General features: G+C 69.5%; 16 protein-coding genes. 9 read left to right on the top strand and 7 right to left on the bottom strand.

Translation table 11 applies throughout. The features are described from left to right. Window positions 1-25: 25 nt before the first annotated feature. A complete protein-coding gene (locus ACZ3II_RS02195; protein ID WP_465515787.1) occupies window positions 26-490 on the bottom strand; it encodes a hypothetical protein in 465 nt (154 codons plus the stop codon). A gap of 108 nt (window positions 491-598) precedes the next feature. Next, window positions 599-1,723 carry a type VII secretion-associated serine protease mycosin gene (mycP, locus tag ACZ3II_RS02190; protein WP_465515786.1) on the bottom strand — a complete coding sequence of 375 codons (1,125 nt, stop codon included), beginning with the start codon at window positions 1,721-1,723 and terminating at the stop codon, window positions 599-601. Between the two features lie 964 nt (window positions 1,724-2,687). Between mycP and ACZ3II_RS02185 the strand changes: the two genes are divergently transcribed. Further along, entirely contained in the window at window positions 2,688-2,840 is a 153-nt protein-coding gene (locus ACZ3II_RS02185; RefSeq protein ID WP_465515785.1) for a hypothetical protein, read from the top strand. A 301-nt stretch (window positions 2,841-3,141) separates the two neighbouring features. Here ACZ3II_RS02185 and ACZ3II_RS02180 read toward each other — a convergent pair whose 3' ends face one another. Both ACZ3II_RS02180 and ACZ3II_RS02175 read right to left on the bottom strand, forming a co-directional pair. Further along, the gene (locus ACZ3II_RS02180; RefSeq protein WP_465515784.1) at window positions 3,142-3,582 is read right to left on the bottom strand and encodes a hypothetical protein; all 441 of its coding nucleotides are present in this window, start codon (window positions 3,580-3,582) and stop codon (window positions 3,142-3,144) included. A gap of 84 nt (window positions 3,583-3,666) precedes the next feature. Then, window positions 3,667-3,864: an acyl-CoA carboxylase epsilon subunit gene (locus ACZ3II_RS02175; RefSeq protein WP_465516582.1), complete on the bottom strand. Its 198-nt coding sequence runs from the start codon at window positions 3,862-3,864 to the stop codon at window positions 3,667-3,669. Window positions 3,865-4,034: 170 nt separating this feature from the next. On the opposite strand from ACZ3II_RS02175, the gene ACZ3II_RS02170 reads away from it, so the two are divergent. From ACZ3II_RS02170 to ACZ3II_RS02160, 3 genes are all read left to right on the top strand, one after another. After that, window positions 4,035-6,986 carry a serine/threonine-protein kinase gene (locus ACZ3II_RS02170; RefSeq protein WP_465515783.1) on the top strand — a complete coding sequence of 984 codons (2,952 nt, stop codon included), beginning with the start codon at window positions 4,035-4,037 and terminating at the stop codon, window positions 6,984-6,986. A 67-nt stretch (window positions 6,987-7,053) separates the two neighbouring features. Then, window positions 7,054-7,272: a hypothetical protein gene (locus tag ACZ3II_RS02165; RefSeq protein WP_465515782.1), complete on the top strand. Its 219-nt coding sequence runs from the start codon at window positions 7,054-7,056 to the stop codon at window positions 7,270-7,272. A 35-nt stretch (window positions 7,273-7,307) separates the two neighbouring features. Continuing rightward, on the top strand, window positions 7,308-8,048 hold the full coding sequence (locus tag ACZ3II_RS02160; RefSeq protein WP_465515781.1) for a M50 family metallopeptidase: 741 nt from the start codon (window positions 7,308-7,310) through the stop codon (window positions 8,046-8,048). Here ACZ3II_RS02160 and ACZ3II_RS02155 read toward each other — a convergent pair. Further along, on the bottom strand, window positions 8,045-9,607 hold the full coding sequence (locus ACZ3II_RS02155) for an acyl-CoA carboxylase subunit beta (RefSeq protein WP_465515780.1): 1,563 nt from the start codon (window positions 9,605-9,607) through the stop codon (window positions 8,045-8,047). The genes ACZ3II_RS02160 and ACZ3II_RS02155 overlap by 4 nt on opposite strands. A 125-nt stretch (window positions 9,608-9,732) precedes the next feature. Here ACZ3II_RS02155 and ACZ3II_RS02150 point away from each other — a divergent pair, with 125 nt between their 5' ends. From ACZ3II_RS02150 to ACZ3II_RS02140, 3 genes are read left to right on the top strand one after another with little or no spacing between them, the layout of a single operon-like run. Then, complete coding sequence (locus ACZ3II_RS02150; RefSeq protein WP_465515779.1) at window positions 9,733-10,473, top strand: hypothetical protein; 741 nt, start codon at window positions 9,733-9,735, stop codon at window positions 10,471-10,473. A 16-nt stretch (window positions 10,474-10,489) separates the two neighbouring features. Further along, complete coding sequence (locus tag ACZ3II_RS02145) at window positions 10,490-11,311, top strand: biotin--[acetyl-CoA-carboxylase] ligase (RefSeq protein ID WP_465515778.1); 822 nt, start codon at window positions 10,490-10,492, stop codon at window positions 11,309-11,311. A gap of 4 nt (window positions 11,312-11,315) precedes the next feature. After that, window positions 11,316-11,855 carry a PH domain-containing protein gene (locus ACZ3II_RS02140; protein ID WP_465515777.1) on the top strand — a complete coding sequence of 180 codons (540 nt, stop codon included), beginning with the start codon at window positions 11,316-11,318 and terminating at the stop codon, window positions 11,853-11,855. Here ACZ3II_RS02140 and ACZ3II_RS02135 read toward each other — a convergent pair. Both ACZ3II_RS02135 and ACZ3II_RS02130 read right to left on the bottom strand, forming a co-directional pair. Continuing rightward, window positions 11,818-12,360 carry a GtrA family protein gene (locus ACZ3II_RS02135; RefSeq protein ID WP_465515776.1) on the bottom strand — a complete coding sequence of 181 codons (543 nt, stop codon included), beginning with the start codon at window positions 12,358-12,360 and terminating at the stop codon, window positions 11,818-11,820. The genes ACZ3II_RS02140 and ACZ3II_RS02135 overlap by 38 nt on opposite strands. A 231-nt stretch (window positions 12,361-12,591) precedes the next feature. Then, window positions 12,592-13,356: a sigma-70 family RNA polymerase sigma factor gene (locus tag ACZ3II_RS02130; protein ID WP_465515775.1), complete on the bottom strand. Its 765-nt coding sequence runs from the start codon at window positions 13,354-13,356 to the stop codon at window positions 12,592-12,594. Between the two features lie 312 nt (window positions 13,357-13,668). Between ACZ3II_RS02130 and ACZ3II_RS02125 the strand changes: the two genes are divergently transcribed. Together ACZ3II_RS02125 and ACZ3II_RS02120 are read left to right on the top strand one after the other, a co-directional pair. Then, window positions 13,669-15,474, top strand: a complete 1,806-nt coding sequence (locus tag ACZ3II_RS02125) for a phosphoenolpyruvate carboxykinase (GTP) (RefSeq protein ID WP_465515774.1) — start codon at window positions 13,669-13,671, stop codon at window positions 15,472-15,474. A 157-nt stretch (window positions 15,475-15,631) separates the two neighbouring features. After that, entirely contained in the window at window positions 15,632-16,402 is a 771-nt protein-coding gene (locus ACZ3II_RS02120) for an isoprenyl transferase (protein WP_465515773.1), read from the top strand. Window positions 16,403-16,961 lie beyond the last annotated feature (559 nt).

The following is a 16,961-nucleotide window of genomic DNA, read 5'->3' as shown; positions in this document are numbered from 1 at the left end:
ACGCCGCCACCGGTGTAATCAACCATCAGGAACCTCCAGAACCGGGAACCTCGGCGACGGTCTCGCCGGTTCCGGTCACGGTTTCCACGCTGGACTCGAGATGCTGAGGGTTCTTGAAGGCAGCTTCGACATCGGCGACCCGGGCGTGGGAGAACGCGTCGGAGTCGCGGTACTGCTGGCTGATCCCACTGGCAGCGCTGGCGAACTGGTACGTGCCGTCGGTGTAGCTGGCCACGTTCATCTGGGTGGCAATCTGCGCCTGATCGTGCGAGTACAGGAACAGGTGCAGGTCGTAGAACGTCGTCTCGGGCAGCCGCTCGACCATCGTCTGGCTCACGGTCTCCGCGTACGGCGCGAAGTTGTTCTCGATGTCCGCCTTGAGCTGAGCGGCGAACTCCTCCATGGCGGCGATGTCCGCCTCGATGGCACCGAAGTCGGTGTAGTCGACGTTGCCGAGCCATGTCCCACTGGCGTCCCATGCTTGGGGCATTCGGCGTCCTCCCATCGATCCCCAGCGAATGACCTCTGAGAGGTTAGCGAATGACCGCCCACGGTTCCGCCCCCGCTTCCGGTGGCCATGGCCACCGGAGAGTGACCCTTACGAACCTGACCGCCGCCGTCGGGCGACGAGAAGCGCGACGAGCGCTCCGGCGGCAACGATCCCGGCGCCCACCCCGGCCATGACGATCGGCAGGTTGGAACTGGCCGGTTCGGTCGCCGGCGCGGCTCCCGCCGGTCCGGTGGCAGCAGGCGCAGCGGTCACCGACGAGGCGGTCGGCTGAATGGAGGACGTTCCCGCAGGCGCGTTCAGCGGCGGTACGTCAGCCGTCAGAGCCTTGACGATGTTCAGCACTCCGTAGCCGCACTGGTCGTCCTTGCCCGCCGGCCCGATGTCCGTAGCCGTCGCCGTCAACCTGTGAATGACTTCCTGCGCCGACAGCTCCGGAAACTTCGCCCGAACCAACGCCGCCGCCCCCGAAACAATCGCCGTCGCGTCAGACGTCCCTTCGCTGCTGGAATATCGATTCCTGAGGTGAGTTGTGACGATATCCACACCGGGCGCGCAGATATCGATCTCTAGCCCAGTCATCGAGAACTTGGCGTGTATGCCATCTCGGCCTATCGCGCCTACGGCGAGGACCTCCGGCAGCGCTGCGGGATAACCAAAACGTCCGCTTGTTGATGCATTCCCGGAGCCCGCGACGATGACGCTGTCGGCGGAGGAGGCTTCGGAAATTGCATCACTCAAGGCCCTAGATCTGACTGTCGTCGCCGATATGTTAATCACTCTTGCGCCGGACTGGGATGCCGACTTTATTCCAGCTATCAGACCGTCGCCGCTATCTCGGTTATCGAGGGCTCGAACTGGAATTATCTTAGCTTCTGGGGCTATCCCGATGACGCCGTCGCTGGAGTTGTGGCCGTGTCCAGCTATCAGCCCGGCCATCATGGTCCCGTGGCCGTCCTTATCGACCTGCCCGCTGCCGTCGCCCCCGGGAACCGTGTCGGTGCCTTTGCTGAGGTTCCGCTGTAGGTCGATGTGGGGAGAAACGCCAGAGTCGATCACTGCAACGCTGATTCCAGCCCCTCGGGATAGGCTGTGAGCTTTATTTATGTTGAGGAATTGGAGATGCCATTGAGAATTCCGTATTTGATCGGCATGTGCTGGTGTCGCGGGGTAGAAGGCTGCGGCCGCAACAACAACAACTGCCGCTCTGCTCATGCGCTTCACTTATCGACCGCCGATTGTGGGCCCGGGGTCGATGTGCCGCTCTGGCGGGGGAAGCAGCACCGGGTCGACGCCGGCGTCGGTCTCCCAGGGGTTATCCGGATCCCAGCTTCGGCTTTGCTCTTCCTCTCCAGTCCGACGGGTTTGACGTTGTCCGGGCCGAGCTATTCCATCTTGCCCGATCATGCCGCCGACAGGATTGATTCTTTGTCCAGTGCGGCTCGACGTCCCGGGTTGGCCCGCGCGTCCGGCGGAGGGCGGTTGACCAACTGGCATCGCGCCGATAGGCATTCCACCTCGGCCGGAAGCAGCGGTGCCGCCGGGAGGTACCGCACCGATGATTCCTGAGTGAGGGCCTGTGCCCCCGCGTGTGCCGATGGGGCCGGGGCCTGACCCGGCGGTAGGGCCCAGGCCGCGATTATTTGTGGGCGAGAAGGGGCCGGTTCCACCTCGAGGCAGAGTGCTCGGCGGTGTGACGCCCGGTGTATACGTGTAAGGGCCGGATGTGTTGGTGTTCGGAGTGGTAGTAACTGGGGTCGTATTAGTAGGGAGCGTCGTCACTGGTCCGGTAGGATCTGTCTTGACTCCGCCTAGGACCGGTCCATCAGATGATGAACCCGGCGTTTCTGACTTCCCGGTGTTACCGCTGCTTGGACCGGTGACGCTCGTATCGACGGGCTCGCGGATCAACGATTCTGTAGGTCGAGTCGCTCGGCTTGTTCGCCCCGACGGCGATACTGAAATCGAAGAAGAGGATGAAGCTCCTCCGCCTCCACCAAGGATTTTTGTATTGTCGGCGACCTTAGCGACGGGCAATACAAAAGGCTCAGGTGTCACGAGCGAAAACTTGGCGGTGGAGAGTTCGGCGCTAACCTTCGTCATGATTTCGGCGGCGCGTCTCTGGAGCGCCTCCTGGTGTCCGTCGGGAACCGGGTTGGTTGGGGCTTGGGGCGCGATCATGCCCGCCTCCCCGAGCCCCACGACCTGGTTCGCGCTTGCTTCCTTGAACTGCGCGATCAGCACCGCGTTCTTCGCGTACTCCTCCTGGATGTACTTCATCTCCGCTTTGGCCGCGCTGACCGCGTTAATGGCCGAGGAGTACGTCGTGTAATTGGCGATCGCCGCCTCGTACGTGTTCGTGAGGTTGGTGATCAGGTTGTCGAGGCGTCCGACGTACGCCCGGGACGCCGAGCTGCGTTCCGGTGGCCACGCCTGGATCAGCTTGTCCTTGTACGCCTCGATCTGCGTCCGGTGAGCCAGGACCAATTCGTAGGCGTGCCGCCACCCGTCGAGTGCCACCTGGTGCGGAGCGTGATCGTGGCCGCTCAGCATGCTCCACATGTGGGGCACGTCTGTGCTCTGCCACCTGCCGTTGCCGGCGAGAGCACCTCCACTGTCGTTGAGCTCGCCCATCACGCCTCCCCGAGCGGCTTGAGTGTGTCTCCGCCCCGCGGTGTGCCCGGTGGGGGCGTCCGGAACTCGGCCTCGATATCAGCCACGGTGGCCCGGGAGAAGGCGTCGGAATCGCGGTACTTCGCGCTGATGTCCTCGGCTGCGACGGCGAGTTGGTGGGTGTCGTCGAAGAACAGGTCGACGTTGCGCTGGGTGGCGTCCTGGACCTGCTGATGTGTGTACATGAAGAGGTGCAGCTCGTAGAACGGGTCGCCGGAGGGCACAGGTGTGAACATCGCCTCGGCGACCGCGTCCGAGTGTGGCGCGTAGTTCTGCTGGAGGTTCGCTTTCAGGCCGGCCGCGAAATCCTCCATCGCGGCGATGTCGGCTTCAATCCCTTCGATGGAACTGAAGTCCCAGTCGGCGACCGTGCTCTTGGGCACAGGGTCGTCGTACCGCATCGGCGAACCTCCCATCGACATCGACGAACGAACTTCGGAGGTTAGCGAACTTGTGCCCGGCTTTTCTGCCCCTGTGGATGACGGTCAGCGGGGGAGGGCGGAGGTGCGCCAGTTGCGCGGTTCGGCGGTGGGACGCGCGGAACGGGACCAGTCTGAGACGGCTTGGGGCGGCGTGGGGTAATTGACCGAAGTGGATCGAGATGCCAGGATGGCGGCAAGCGCCGCCAACTCATGATCGTCTAGGCTTCCTCGTACGACGCTGACCAGCGGTTCCTCATTCATCAACCGAGCGTACGACGCGTGGCCGGAGATCCGGTGACACGTGTCCCACACTCGGCTGATCAATTCGCGGCCGCTCGACAGAACCAGGTATTTTCTGCGTGATGTCTTCTTCTCCCCCACTCGTTGTCGCTGATCGGTACCGGCTCGTTGCGCCGCTCGGTCAGGGCGGGATGGGTCGTGTCTGGCGGGCGACCGATGTCGTCCTGCACCGAGAAGTAGCGATCAAGGAGCTCGTGCCGCCGCCGGGGCTGACCCCGGGTGAGCGGCAGGAGATGCGCGAGCGCTCCCTTCGCGAGGCGCGCGCCATCGCCCGGCTCAACAACGTCAACGTGGTTCGTGTCTTCGACGTGCTCTCCACGGATGCCGACCCGTGGATCGTGATGGAGTACGTTCCGTCCCGTTCCCTCCAGGACACGCTGGCGCAGGACGGCCCGTTCAACGCGCTGCGCACCGCGGAGATCGGCCTGGGCGTGCTCAACGCGCTGCGTGCCGCCCACCGCAACGGCGTCGTGCACCGGGACGTCAAGCCGGGCAATGTCCTGCTCGGAGCGGACGGCCGGGTGGTCCTCACCGACTTCGGCCTGGCCACCGTCCCCGGCGACCCGAACGTGACCCGCACCGGTCTGGTGCTCGGCTCCCCGGCGTACATCGCTCCCGAACGCGCCCGTGACGGCACCGCCGGCCCGGCCGCCGATCTGTGGTCGCTGGGCGCCACGCTCTATGCCGCGGTCGAGGGGCAGTCGCCGTTCGCCCGGCCGTCGGCGATCGCCACGCTCGCCGCCCTGGCCACGGAGAACGTACCGGTCGCCCGGAACGCGGGCCCGCTCAAGCCGGTGCTCAACGGGCTGCTGCGCAAGGATCCCGCGCATCGCATCAACGCGGAGGAGGCCGAGCGTCTGCTGGCGCGTGCGGCCGGCCGCCGCTCCAAGATCACGTTCCCGATGAGCCCGAGCATGCGCCGTCCGGGCGCCGGCCGGGAGCGCCCGTCGCTGCCGAGTGGCCCGGGTGGACCGCCGGTGCTGCCGGGTTCGGGCTGGGTGACCGCCACGGGTTCGGCTCCCGTCGTACCCAATCCGCGTCCCCCGGTCGCGCAGCCACCCGCAGCCGATGGCCGTCCGCCGCATTTCGCCTCCGGCAAGGCCCAGGTCGGTGGCCAGACGCCGCCGGAGACGCCGCGCCGCGGCGGAAAGCCCCTGGACCCGACGCGCGTCGACACCCCTCCGGTTCGAGACGACATCAACCCCTCTTCCGGTACGGGCCAAGCCTCCCGCCCCGGCACGGGCCGCCCGACCGGTCCCGGCCCGGGCCGTACGCCCCTCCCCGGCGCCGGCCGCCCGACGGGCCCCGGTCCCGGTCAGCCGCCGCTGTCGGGTGCCGGCCAGGCGGGTCGCCCGACGGGCCCCGGCCCTGGCCAGCCGCCGCTTCCGGGCACCGGCCAGGCGGGTCGTCCCATGGGCGCCGGCCCTGGTCAATCGCCGTCGCCGGGTGCCGGCCCGGCAGGTCGTCCGACCGGCCCCGGCCCCGGTCAGCCGCCGCTGTCGGGCGCCGGTCAGCCGCGTCCCGCCACGGGCCGTCCGACCGGTCCCGGCCCGGGCCGGCAGCCTGCCGACTCCGGTCAGCCGCCGATCGCCGGCATCGGGGGCAGCGCGCCGCTGACCGCCGAGGCGCAGTCGATGGCGAACAGTTCGGCGCCGACGAACGCGCTGCGTACCGGCTTCACCGCTGCCGACGTGGCCGCCAACCGGCGTAAGCAGGCCGCGCCCGAGCACGAGCGGTCGCTGGCCCAGGCCACGTCCGGCTACCCGGTCGTGACGCCGCGCAACGCTCCGGCCGAGGAGCCCGCCGCCGAGGACGCCCCGGCGACCACGGCGGACGCCGACGTGAAGCCGGATGCCGCCCAGGACACGCCGGACGCCCAGGTCGCCGAGGAACCGGCCGTCACCCCGGAGGAGGAGCCCGCCGACGAGTCGGATGCCACTCCGGAGAGTGACACGCAGGCCGACGCGGCGGACACCGAGGGCGAGTCCGAGGCGGAGAGCCCGGCGGAGCCTGCTGCGGCGGTGGAGCCCGCCGAGGCCCCGGAGCCCGCGGAGGAGACGGAGCCCGCGGCAGCGAAGGCCGAATCGGCAGTGGTGGAGCCAATCGCCGACGACAAGACGTCGGTGGTCAGCCCGGCCGCCTCCGCAGCCGAGGAGAAGACGTCCGTGCTGGGCAGCCGGGCGGACGCCGAGGAGAAGACGTCGCTGCTGGGCAGCCGGGCGGACGCCGAGGAGAAGACGTCGCTGCTGTTGCCGGCCGGGCGGCCCGCCCCGGCCGCCGGTGACGACGACAAGACGTCGGTGGTGAGCATGCCGCCGCGGCGCCGCATCGTCACCGCGCCGGAGCAGGAGACCCGGGTCGTCGGTGACGTGCCCGGATTCAGCCGGCCGACCCGTCCGGCGTGGACGCCGATGCAGCTGCGGCCGGCGGCCCGCCGCGGGGTGACGATCTTCGGCACCACCCTGACCCGTCGCCAGGCGGTGATCGGTCTCGGCATCGTGCTCACGTTCGTGCTGCTCGTCGGCATCATCGTGGTGCAGGCGTTCGGCAAGGACGACACGGGCGACAAGGCGATCACGCAGGGCGGCGCGCTGCCGGTGCCGTCGGCGAACGCCGGTGGTGACAAGTCGCCGAGCACGTCGAGCAGCCCGAGTCCGGCGGCGCCATCGAGCGCCGCGCCGACCACGCCCACCCTGCCGGCGGGTTGGAAGACCTACCAGGGCACCGGTTACCGGGTGTGGGTGCCGCAGGAGGCGGAGCCGGAGTCCGACGGCGACGTCACCCTGGTGTGGGGTCAGTACGGCAGCCGCCGGTTCCGTGTCGACATCGTGCCGGGCGGTGGCACCCCGGTCGAGTACCTGCGGGGTGACGAGTCCTCGTCCGGCCCGGTCCGGGAACTGCAGTTCCAAGGCGCGCCGGCGGCGGAGCGTGACTACCTCCGCAAGGAGGACCAGCGCGCGCTGCGCCGGGCCATCGTCCGGAACGGGAAGACCTACGTGATGACGTGGTACGCCCCGCCCGGCGAGTGGGAGGCGCTCAAGGGCGACCGGGACAAGGTCTTCGAGAGCTTCAAAGTCGGGTAGTGATGGCCTCCATGAGTGAGATCCGGATGACCGGGTAGTTATCCAGAGTCACGGATGGAGGTACATCATGAACTGCCGACGACACGGCAGTAAGCCCACGATCGCACTGTGGATGCTGGTGGCGGCGGCTGACGTCGCGATCATCGTGGCGTCCACCGGCCTTCTCGCGATGCTGCTGGTCCTGACCGCCCTCACGCTGCTCACCGTCGTCGGTGTGGCCGCGGCCCGTTCGATCGGCCGCCCCGAGCCGGAGCCCGCCAAGATCGTGGCCCGCCGCCGCGCATAACCCGGCGCATAGCCCGATCGGCTACAGTCCCCGGCGTGTCGATCGACGGTGTGAGTGACCTGTGGGATCAGCTTCTCGGAGCACAGCCCGACCCGCCCGAGACGCTGGTGCTGGTTACAGCGGTGGCCGGTTTCCTCGCGGTGGCGATCACCGTGGTGTGGCGGGTCACCCGTAACGCCGTCACGATCGCCCACGAGGGTGGTCATGCGCTGATCGCCCTGTTGAGCGGGCGCAAGCTGAAGGGCATCCGCCTGGAGTTCGACACGTCCGGCCTCACGCTCTCGGCGGGCCGGCCGACCGGGCTCGGCATGATCCTGACCCTGCTCGGCGGTTACATCGCGCCGTCGCTGGTGGGTGTGCTGGGCGCGTGGCTGCTCGGCGGCAACCGGATCACGCTGCTGCTGTGGCTGGCGGTGGCGCTGCTGCTGCTCATGCTGATCAACATCAGGAACTTCTTCGGCGTGATCTCGCTGCTCGTCACGGGCGCGATCGTCTTCGCCGTGTCCTGGTACGCGTCGGCGCAGGTGCAGGCCGCGTTCGCGTACGCAGGCGTGTGGTTCCTGCTCTTCGGCGGTGTCCGCCCGGTCTTCGAGCTGCAGCGTCTGCGCAGCCGCGGCCGGATGCGCGATTCGGACGCCGACCAGTTGGCGCGGCTGACCCACCTGCCCGCGCTGTTCTGGGTCGGCGTCTTCCTCGTGGTGAACCTGATCGCCCTGGCCACCGGCGCGTTCCTGCTGGCGGGTCAGTGGCTGCCGGAGATCAGCGCCGCCCTCTAGAGCGGGATGTTGCCGTGCTTCTTCGGGGGCAGGGTCTCCCGCTTGGTACGCAGCATCCGCAGCGCCCGGGTCACCTGGGCGCGGGTCTGTGACGGGGCGATGACCGCGTCGACGTAGCCGCGTTCCGCCGCGATGTACGGGTTCGCGAGCGTGTCCTCGTATTCCCGGATCAGTTCGGTCCGCCGCTGCGCCGGGTCCTCGGCGGAGGCGAGTTCCGCCCGGTACAGGATGTTGACCGCGCCCTGGGCGCCCATCACCGCGATCTGCGCGGTCGGCCAGGCGAAGTTGACGTCGGCGCCGAGGTGCTTGGACCCCATCACGTCGTACGCCCCGCCGTACGCCTTGCGCGTGATGACGGTGACCTTCGGGACCGTGGCCTCGGCGTACGCGTAGATCAGTTTGGCTCCGCGCCGGATGATCCCGTCCCACTCCTGGCCGGTGCCGGGCAGGAAGCCGGGAACGTCCACGAAGGTCAGGACCGGGATGTTGAACGCGTCACACGTGCGCACGAAGCGTGCCGCCTTCTCCGAGGCCGCGATGTCGAGCGTCCCGGCGAGGCTGAGCGGCTGATTGGCGACGACGCCGACCGGCCGGCCCTCGACGCGCCCGAACCCGACCACGATGTTCTGCGCGTAGAGCGCCTGCACCTCGAGGAAGTCCTCGACGACGGTCTCGACGACCTTCTTGATGTCGTACGGCTGGTTCGGCGAGTCCGGGATCAGGGTGTCGAGTTCGAGATCCGCCTCGAGGGGAACGGACGCGTCGAAAGCGACCGGCTCGTCCAGGTTGTTGCTCGGCAGATAGGAGAGCAGCGCCCGGACGTACTCGATCGCGTCCTCCTCGTCGCTGGCCAGGTAGTGCGCGTTGCCGCTGCGGGTGTTGTGGGTCCGCGCCCCGCCCAGCTCCTCCATCCCGACCTCTTCACCGGTGACCGTCTTGATCACGTCGGGTCCGGTGATGAACATGTGCGAGGTCTGGTCGACCATGACGGTGAAGTCGGTGATCGCGGGGGAGTAGACGGCGCCGCCCGCGCACGGACCCATGATCAGCGAGATCTGCGGGATGACGCCGCTGGCCCGGACGTTGCGGAAGAAGATGTCGGCGTAGAGGCCGAGCGCGACCACGCCCTCCTGGATGCGCGCGCCGCCGGAGTCGTTGATCCCGATGATCGGGCAGCCGATCTTCATGGCCAGGTCGAGCACCTTGACGATCTTCTCGCCGAAGACCTCGCCGAGGGAGCCGCCGAAGACCGTGAAGTCCTGGGAGAACACGCACACCTGGCGGCCGTCGATGGTGCCGTGGCCGGTGACCACGCCGTCCCCGTACGGCCGGCTCCTGTCGAGGCCGAAGGCGGTGGACCGGTGCCGGGCCAGCTCGTCCAGCTCGACGAAGGAGTCCTTGTCGAGGAGCAGTTCGATGCGTTCGCGCGCGGTCTTCTTGCCGCGGGCGTGTTGTTTCTCGATGGCGCGTGCCGAGCCCGCGTGCACGGCCTCCTCGGTGCGGCGGGCGAGTTCGGCGAGCTTACCGGCGGTGGTGTGGATGTCGGGCTCTGTGGTCACGAAGGTCTCCACCCTCTGAGCGCTCGTTAAGGCAACGATCAGCATCGTAACTGGGGAGATGTCGCACAGGCAGGGCGTCGCTACGCGTGCGTTTCATACCCAATGCCCCATTCGTTACATCCGGCGTGACGAACTGGATGACCGCGGCTGGGCTCGCCTTCATCGCAGCCGGCCTCGCCACACTGATCAGCTTCCGCGCCGTGCTCTTCGGCGGTGGCGAGCGCCGGTCCCGCCGCCGGCGTCCGGAAGCCGCCGTGCGGCCCCGGCCCCCGGTGGACGCTGAGCCCCCGGTGGACGCTGCGCCGCCGGTGGATGCCGAGCCGCCTGCCGCCCGGCGGCGGCGGTTGGCGGAAGCCTTCAGCGGCCGTCCCGCCGAGGCGGATCCCGGCCCCAGCACGCTGGCGTCGATCGGCCTGGCCGACGACGAGGAGGACGAGGAGCAGGCCATGGCGGCCGAACACGACGACTCCTGGCCGCCGCGGCGGCGCCGGCGCGACCCGGAACCGGACGGCCCGGCCTGGGCGCGGCGCGACGCCGAGGTCCCGCTGGGGTACGCCGGGCGGTACCGCGGCCTGCACGGCGACGACTGGGACCGCCCGCCGGCCGGGGACTACTGGACCCCGGTGCCGGACGACCTCTTCTCGGCGTCCGCCATCGGGGTGCTGCCACCGGTGCCGGACTACGAGCCCGCGACCGGCTTCGACCTGCCGCCGGTGCCCGCCGAACCGGCCGCGCCCGCCCCGGAGTGGCCGATGCGGGAGCACCGGGTCCGGCTGCCCCGCTCGTGGGCCGACCGCGACGTCGACCGCCCGAGTCCCCGCCCGCGGAACACCACTCCCTACGTCAGCCGCCACTCGGCAGATTAGGGCCTAAGCTGCCCGGATGGGTTACACCGATCTGGACCGGCCGCCGCTGTCCGCGCGGGCGCTGACCCGTGCGCTGATCGTGCCGGGCGGATTGTGGTCCCGGCTCGACCTGCGCGAGGAGACCGGCTCGACGAACGCCGACGCCGCCGCGGCCGCCGCGGGCGGTGAGCCGGAGGGCCTGGTGGTGGTGGCCGAGAGCCAGATCGCCGGGCGGGGCCGCCGGGACCGGCAGTGGACCTCGCCGCCGCGGGCCGGGCTCACCGTGAGCGTGCTGCTGCGGCCCGGCCCTGGGGTGGCGCCGGCCGAGTTCGGCTGGCTGCCGCTGCTGGCCGGGGTGGCGCTGGCCGAGACGGTCACCCGGGTGGCCGGCGTGGAGGCGGCCCTGAAATGGCCGAACGACCTGCTGGTCGGTGACCACAAGTGCGCCGGCATCCTGGCCGAGGTGGCCGGGGACGCGATCGTGGTCGGGATCGGGCTCAATGTCAGCACCCGTGCCGAGGAGCTGCCCGAGACGACCGGGGCGCCGGCCACCTCGCTGCGCGTGGCCGGTGCCGAGAGCTTCGACCGGGACCCGCTGCTGCGGGCGCTGCTGCGCGGAGTGGAGCGGTGGTACACCGGCTGGCGCGAGTCCGGCGGCGACGCCGAGATGTGCGGGCTGCTCGGCGCCTACGAGCGGCACTGCGCGACGATCGGCCGCCGGGTGCGGGTGCTGCTGCCGGGCGGCGGCGAGCGGTCCGGCGAGGCGACCGGTGTGGACCGGGCCGGGCAGTTGGTGATCCGTACGGAGGAAGGTGTGGATTTCCGGGTCTCAGCGGGGGATGTCCTGCACGTACGCTGACGGCGTGTCATTCCCGGAGGAGCTGCTCGCCGACGAGGAGGAGATCGTCCTCCACCTGCGCGGTCACTGGAAGGCGGCGGTTCTTCCGTCGCTGGTGCTGACCCTGGCCGTCACCGGCCTGACGATGGGCTGGGTGATGCTGCCGCCGAGCGAGGGCGGCCGGATCGGGCTCCTGATGGTCGCCGCGATCATGCTTTACTACGGCGCGCGGTACGGCGTTCTGCCGCTCCTGCGCTGGCGCTGCACCGAGTACGTGCTGACCACCGAGCGGCTGCTGACCCAGCGCGGCGTGCTCGTCCGGGAACGCCGTGACCTGCCGCTGAACCGGATCAACGATCACGCCCTGGCCCAGTCGCTGCTGGACCGGATGTTCGGCAGCGGGACGCTCACCGTCGACTCGATCGGTGATCAGAGCGCCGTGCTGGCCGGGGTGCCCGCCGCGCAGCTGGTGCAGAGCACCCTCTACGAGCTGATCGAGCTGGCCCCGGCCGAGGAGGCGGAGCCGGTCAGCGAGGATCCAGCTCGGGCCGCAGGTCGAGGCTAGCCGCGCTGCCCGGCTCGTCGATCGCGCTGAGCTCGGCGAACCCGGCGGTCGCGTCCATGTCGGTGATGGCGCCCTCGTGCCCGTCGACCGGCGGCTTCAGGAAGACGAACGTGCGGTACGCCCAGAAGCGGAAGATCGTGCCGATCACGATGCCGATCGTGGTCATGCCGAGCAGCTGCAGCTTGTCGTCGTGCTCGGAGAGGTTCAGGCCGTACTTGCCGAGCGCGGTCATGCCGGACTGGATGACCATGCCGACCAGGTTGAACCCGAAGAACATCGTGTACTCGCGGCGCAGCGCGGTCCGGGTGTGATGCCGGTAGGTCCAGTAACGGTTGGCCACGTACGCCAGCGTGGTCGTGATGACCGTCGCCAGAACGCTCGCCTTCACCGGCCCGATTCCCATCGCCACGTAGGTGATGGCGAGGTAGAGCAGGGTGTTGCCGGCCCCGATGATGCCGAAGGCGACGGCTTCGGGGGCGAGCTGACGGATTCGTTCCGTCAGCATGCTGGCTGAGGGCATTGGGCAACCTTACGGGAACGGGGGCGGTTACGCGGGGTCACTGTGGGCAACCGGGACAGGGTACCCAGTGCGGTTCGGGCGCCGGACCCCGCGATGACGTGGTGGTGATGCCCGGCTCACGGACGAGCCCCCGGAGACTCGCTGGCGTGGCTGTCGGGGGCACGAGTTCGAGGGTACCGGCGTGCGTCACCCATCGCCGTACCTTGTTGCTGAGCCTTAATGAGGCGTCTCAGCATGGTGACGCTGCCTGTACGGACCGTGACGAAGGACGTCGACTTCGCGGATCTCGGCCAGCCGGCCCCGGCACTCCGCGCACCAGCCGAGATGCGTGCGCATCCGGTGCTCGTCCCGGGTCGCCAGGCGCCCGCGCACCTGCCCGCCGAGCCGCTCGCCGGCCCACCGGCACTCCGGGTGCTCGGCGACGGTCACGTGCTGCTGCAGATAGAGGCTGCGCAGCCCTTCGCGGGCGCGGTGGGCCAGGACCGCCACCGCGTTCGGGGTCAGGCCCATCCGCGGGGCCAGCTCGGCCGGGGTGCTGCCCTCGACCTCGGTCTGCCACAGCACGTCGCGCCAGCGTTGCGGAAGCTGGCGGAAGGCGGCGGCGGCGAAACTGCGCTCGAGACGGTCCAGGGCCGGGTCGGTGAAGGGCTCGCCGGGGTCGTACCGGGTCAGGTCGTCGGTGAACTCGAGCCGCCGGTCGCGCCGGGCCCGCTGGTAGAAGAGGTGCCGCATGGTGGTGTGCAGATAGGCGCGGAACGCCACGAGCGGGCCGCGCCCGGCGCGCAGCGTCGCGAAGACCTTGGCGAACGTCTCGGCCACCAGGTCGTCGACGTCGGCGGGATCGTGGACCAGACCGAAGGCGAACTTGCGGGCTGCCGTGTGGTGCCGCTCATAGAGCGTCCCGTACGCGGCGGTGTCGCCGGCCCGGACCGCCGCCAGGAGGCCGGTGTCCGAGTCCGCGTCGTTGCCCGGGATCGTCATTCCGCCTCCTGTGGCCGGAACTGCGAGGAAAGCCCGATTACGCGGAAGTCTAAGGCGTTAAGTCCTTTTTGTGAAAGTTGTCGTGAGCGCGGTGTGGCACGGGCTCCAGGAGACGGACTTGCGCGCTGGTGCACTTTGCGGCGAAGAATCGATCGTTTGCGCGCACGACAGCCATAGATTGTGCGGTTGTCCACAAGTTCTGCCGATGAACTCGGCGTGGAATCGGGCTTAGGCTGACGTGACTCCCCATGACAAGGCCGGAAATCCCCGGCAGGTCAGTCATAGGTCAATGCCGACCGAAGGAGCTTCATCTTGTCTCTTCCCCCCACCTCGCACCCCCGCCTGCTGGCGTGGATCGACGAGGTCGCCGCACTGACCACACCGGACCGCATCGTCTGGTGTGACGGTTCCCAGGCCGAGTGGACCCGTCTCACCGACGAGCTCGTCGAGTCGGGCGCGCTGGTCCGGCTCGACGCGGAGAAGAAGCCGAACTCGTTCTGGGCGCGCACCGATCCGTCCGATGTGGCGCGGGTCGAGGAGCGTACGTTCATCTGCTCGGCCGACGAGGCCGACGCCGGCCCCACCAACAACTGGATGGCGCCGGCCGAGATGAAACAGCTCATGACGGGGCTGTACCGCGGCTGCATGAAGGGCCGGACGATGTACGTCGTCCCGTTCTGCATGGGCCCGCTGGACGCGGCCGACCCGATGTTCGGCGTCGAGCTCACCGACAGCCCGTACGTCGTCGCCAGCATGCGCATCATGACCCGGATGGGGGCCGAGGTCCTGAAGACGATGGGGGACGACGCCGACTTCGTGCCGGCGCTGCACTCGATCGGCGCGCCGCTGGAGCCCGGCCAGGAGGACGTCGCCTGGCCGTGCAACGAGACCAAGTACATCTCGCACTTCCCGGAGACCCGCGAGATCTGGTCGTTCGGGTCCGGCTACGGCGGCAACTCGCTGCTCGGCAAGAAGTGCTTCGCGCTGCGCATCGCCAGCGTGGCCGCCCGGGACGAGGGCTGGCTCGCCGAGCACATGCTGATCATGAAGCTGACCTCGCCGGAGGGTGTCGTCCGCTACATCGCCGGCGCGTTCCCGTCCGCCTGCGGCAAGACCAACCTGGCCATGCTCGAGCCGACCCTGCCGGGCTGGAAGGTCGAGACCATCGGCGACGACATCGCCTGGATGCGATTCGGTGAGGACGGCCGGCTCTGGGCCACCAACCCCGAGTTCGGGCTGTTCGGCGTCGCGCCCGGCACCGACTTCCACACCAACCCGAACGCCATGCGCACCCTGGCCAAGGGCAACTCGGTCTTCACCAACGTGGCGCTGACCGACGACGGCGACATCTGGTGGGAGGGCATGGGCGAGCCGCCCGCGCACCTCACCGACTGGAAGGGCAACGACTGGACGCCTTCGTCGGAGGCGTTGTCGAGTCACCCCAACAGCCGGTTCTGCACCCCGATCGAGCAGTGCCCGATCCTCGCCGACGAGTACCACGACCCGCGCGGCGTCCCGATCGACGCGATCCTCTTCGGCGGCCGCCGCAAGACCACCATCCCGCTGGTCAGCGAGGCCCGCGACTGGGTGCACGGGGTCTACCTGGGCGCCACCCTGTCGTCGGAGACCACCGCGGCCGCCGTCGGCCAGGTCGGCGTGGTCCGCCGCGACCCGATGGCGATGCTGCCGTTCATCGGCTACCACGCCGGCGACTACTTCCAGCACTGGATCGACATGGCCAAGGGCGCGTCCGGCGACGCCGCCAAACTGCCCAAGGTCTTCTACGTGAACTGGTTCCGGCGCGGCGACGACGGCCGGTTCCTGTGGCCCGGCTTCGGCGAGAACAGCCGGGTCCTCAAGTGGGTCGCCGAACGCCTCGACGGCAAGGCCGACGCGATCGAGACCCCGATCGGCCTCGTGCCCACCCCGGACGCCCTCGACGTCACCGGCCTGGACATCGACCCGGCCGACCTGGCGGCGGCGCTGCGGGTCGACCCGGCCGAATGGCAGGCGGAGATCCCGCAGGTCACCGAGTGGTTCACCAAGTTCGGCGACAAACTTCCCGCGGTGCTGTGGGCGGAACTGGACGCGCTGCGCGCCCGGCTCGCCGACGCCTGACCCCCGGCTGGTCCCCGCCCGCGGCAACGGCGCCCGGGCGGGACCGGCCGGTCGGCGGATACGCTCGGTCCCACGATCGGGCGCATCCGGTGCGCGGATGGCCCCATGACGGCGGTCCCGCTTGAGCCTCTGGCGCGGGTGGCTACGCTTTGGGGTGATGAGTCTGCGTTCTCTGGTCTACACCTTTTACGAACGGCGGCTGGCGGGGAAGCTGGCCGGCAAACCCGTGCCCAAACACATCGGCGTGATGTGCGACGGCAACCGCCGGTGGGCCCGGGAGATGGGGTTCGTCGACCCGAACGACGGTCACCGCGTCGGCGCGACCCGGGTGAAGGAGCTGCTGGGCTGGTGCGACCAGGCCGGCATCGAGCACGTCACGCTCTACCTGCTGGCCACCGACAACCTGCGCCGCCCGGCCGCCGAGCTGGACCCCCTCGTCAAGATCATCGAGGATCTGGCCACCGAGCTGGCCGAGGACGGCAACCCGTGGCGGCTGCGCATGGTCGGCGCGCTCGACATCCTGCCCGCCGCGACCGCCGCCACCCTCAAGGCCGCCCAGGAGAGGACCCGCGCCCGCACCGACGGCGTCGAGGTCAACATGGCCGTCGGCTACGGCGGCCGCCGCGAGATCACCGACGCGGTCCGCTCCCTGCTGTACGAACACGCCGCGACCGGCGGCACCATCGAGGAACTCGCCGAGATCCTCGACGTCGAGCACATCGCCGAGCACCTCTACACCCGCGGCCAGCCCGACCCCGACCTGGTCATCCGCACCAGCGGCGAACAGCGCCTGTCCGGCTTCCTGCTGTGGCAGTCCGCCCACTCGGAGTTCTACTTCCACGACGCCAACTGGCCGGACTTCCGCCGCATCGACTTCCTCCGCGCCCTCCGCTCCTACGCCACCCGCCAGCGCCGCTACGGCGCCTGAGACCCCGCCGGTGGTTGCGGCGATCCCGCACGTCCAGCTTTCAACCCCGTTTCCTGTACGCCCGGAGCCGCCCCGCCAGATCCAACCCGTCCCGCGACCCCCGGCGCGCGAGATCGGCGAGGGCCCAGGCCTCAGCGCGGCCACCGGTTGAATCCGGCCCCGCGACCGATGCGGTCGTCACGGCACACACCGCGCCGACCGGTACGCGGTGGTTTGTCCGGCTGGTTGTCACGGCTGTCTCAGCAGCGCTGAGACAGCCGTGACAACCAGCCGGAAAGATCGCCCGCCCGAGGCCGCGCAGGCAGCGGTGAGCACCGCATCGGTGGCGACGGGCCGGCCACTCGGCCGTCGTCCAGTGCGGTTATCGCGGGCTGTTGGGGTGTTTGAGCGACGGCTCGCGATCTGGGCGGCGCGGTCGGCCGTCGTTCAGGGTCGTTGTGGCGGGCCGGTGCCGTGTCTGAGCGACGGCTCGTGGTGGGAGGTGGGCTGGTTGGCGAGTGTGTGCGACGGCCGAGGGTGGCCGGTTCGTCGGCCGTCGTTCAGGTGGGATATCGAGACC

The sequence above is a fragment of the Actinoplanes sp. NPDC019969 genome, from assembly GCF_055562375.1.
This window is presented reverse-complemented; position numbering and strand designations above follow the sequence as displayed.

Coding starts and splice junctions, on each gene's coding strand:
- ACZ3II_RS02185 (WP_465515785.1), top strand. CDS start 2,688: ATGCCCGCCTCCCCGAGCCCCACGACCTGGTTCGCGCTTGCTTCCTTG.
- ACZ3II_RS02130 (WP_465515775.1), bottom strand. CDS start 13,356: ATGACGATCCCGGGCAACGACGCGGACTCGGACACCGGCCTCCTGGCG.
- ACZ3II_RS02170 (WP_465515783.1), top strand. CDS start 4,035: ATGGGTCGTGTCTGGCGGGCGACCGATGTCGTCCTGCACCGAGAAGTA.
- ACZ3II_RS02135 (WP_465515776.1), bottom strand. CDS start 12,360: ATGCTGACGGAACGAATCCGTCAGCTCGCCCCCGAAGCCGTCGCCTTC.
- ACZ3II_RS02195 (WP_465515787.1), bottom strand. CDS start 490: ATGCCCCAAGCATGGGACGCCAGTGGGACATGGCTCGGCAACGTCGAC.
- ACZ3II_RS02145 (WP_465515778.1), top strand. CDS start 10,490: ATGGGTTACACCGATCTGGACCGGCCGCCGCTGTCCGCGCGGGCGCTG.
- mycP (WP_465515786.1), bottom strand. CDS start 1,723: ATGAGCAGAGCGGCAGTTGTTGTTGTTGCGGCCGCAGCCTTCTACCCC.
- ACZ3II_RS02120 (WP_465515773.1), top strand. CDS start 15,632: ATGAGTCTGCGTTCTCTGGTCTACACCTTTTACGAACGGCGGCTGGCG.
- ACZ3II_RS02180 (WP_465515784.1), bottom strand. CDS start 3,582: ATGCGGTACGACGACCCTGTGCCCAAGAGCACGGTCGCCGACTGGGAC.
- ACZ3II_RS02175 (WP_465516582.1), bottom strand. CDS start 3,864: ATGAATGAGGAACCGCTGGTCAGCGTCGTACGAGGAAGCCTAGACGAT.
- ACZ3II_RS02165 (WP_465515782.1), top strand. CDS start 7,054: ATGAACTGCCGACGACACGGCAGTAAGCCCACGATCGCACTGTGGATG.